Source organism: Rhodovulum steppense, from assembly GCF_004339675.1.
Classification (GTDB): Bacteria; Pseudomonadota; Alphaproteobacteria; order Rhodobacterales; family Rhodobacteraceae; genus Rhodovulum; species Rhodovulum steppense.
On the sequence record NZ_SLVM01000064.1, the window covers coordinates 1 to 1,337 of the forward strand.

The following is a 1,337-nucleotide window of genomic DNA, read 5'->3' on the forward strand; positions in this document are numbered from 1 at the left end:
TGAGCGCAGCCTGACGCGGGTTTCGCATGCGAAACCGGACACCCGTCCGGCCCATGAAAACGACGCGCGCCGCTCAGGCGCGCGTCCCCAGCCAAGCGTCGGCCCCATAGGACATCCGCCCCCCCGAAAGCAGAGCACTCGCGCAGACCTTCTCGCAGGCGCGTCACGCAGGTTCATCATGTCGGTGGTCATCGGTGGAATCTCCGGTCTAGGTTGTGACCTGCCCCCCGGTCGTCCCTCGTTCATAACGAGAGTCCCTGGGGTTGATAGTGGTCGGTTTCGGGCTGGGCAAGCGCGCCGGGCGCGGAGCCCTCAGATTGCTCAAGCGTCCGGCGCGCTTCTGCCGGGGTCTGGTTGCCCAGCGAGGAATGCGGCCTGACGTTGTTGTAGTCATATCGCCACAGTGCCAGCTTGCGACGAGCGTCGGGCAGGCTGTCGAAGATCTCCTCGTTGAGGCATTCGTCGCGCAGGCTGCCATTGAAGGACTCGATGTAGCCATTCTGCTGCGGCTTGCCCGGGTCGATGTAGTGCCATTCGACTCCGTTCTCGTTGGCCCATTTCAGGATGGCCTTGCTGGTGAATTCGGTGCCATTGTCCGAGACGATGCAGGCCGGTTTTCCGTAGATCCTGACCAGCGCATCAAGCTCCCGCGCCACCCTGGCCCCCGAGATACTGGTGTCGGCGATGAGCGCCAGGTTCTCGCGGCAGCAATCGTCGTTGACCGCCAGAATGCGGAACCTGCGGCAGGCCCCGAACGTGTCGGACAGGAAGTCCAGCGACCAGCGCTGGTTCGGCCGCAGCGAGACCGGCATTGGTGTCCGACTGCCGCGCGCCCGCTTGCGGCCACGACGGCGGCGCACCGACAGCCCTTCCTCCCGGTAAATCCGGTAGAGCTTCTTTTCGTTCATGATCATGCCCTTGCGCTCGAGCATGACGCCCACGCGCCGATAACCGAAGCGGCGACGCTTCTCGGCGATCTTGTGCATCTCCTCACGGATTTCCGGGTTGTCGGGCGACCTCTCTCGCCGCACCGTCTTCGGATCGACACCGATCAGGACACAGGCCCGGCGCTGAGAGATCGGATGATCCGTCATCGCCCGCAGCACCGCGTCCCGCCGTTGCATCGGTGTCGTCAGGGCTTTCCCAGGAGATCCTTCAACACCACATTGTCCAGCATGGCATCAGCCAGCAGCCGCTTGAGCTTCGCATTCTCATCCTCGAGCTGCTTCAGCCGCTTGGCATCTGAACTGGCCCCCTTTTTGACCGGACACTTGGGCATGACCATGGAGGCTTAGGCATATGCCTGAGCACGTGCTTATGTCTGAGATAGAGATCAT

Annotated in this window: 1 pseudogene; it reads right to left on the reverse strand. The window is 62.9% G+C overall.

The annotated features are described in order from the left end of the window. Positions 1 to 242: 242 nt before the first annotated feature. Positions 243 to 1,246: pseudogene (locus tag EV216_RS18050) on the reverse strand (IS3 family transposase); the annotation flags it as partial. Positions 1,247 to 1,337 lie beyond the last annotated feature (91 nt).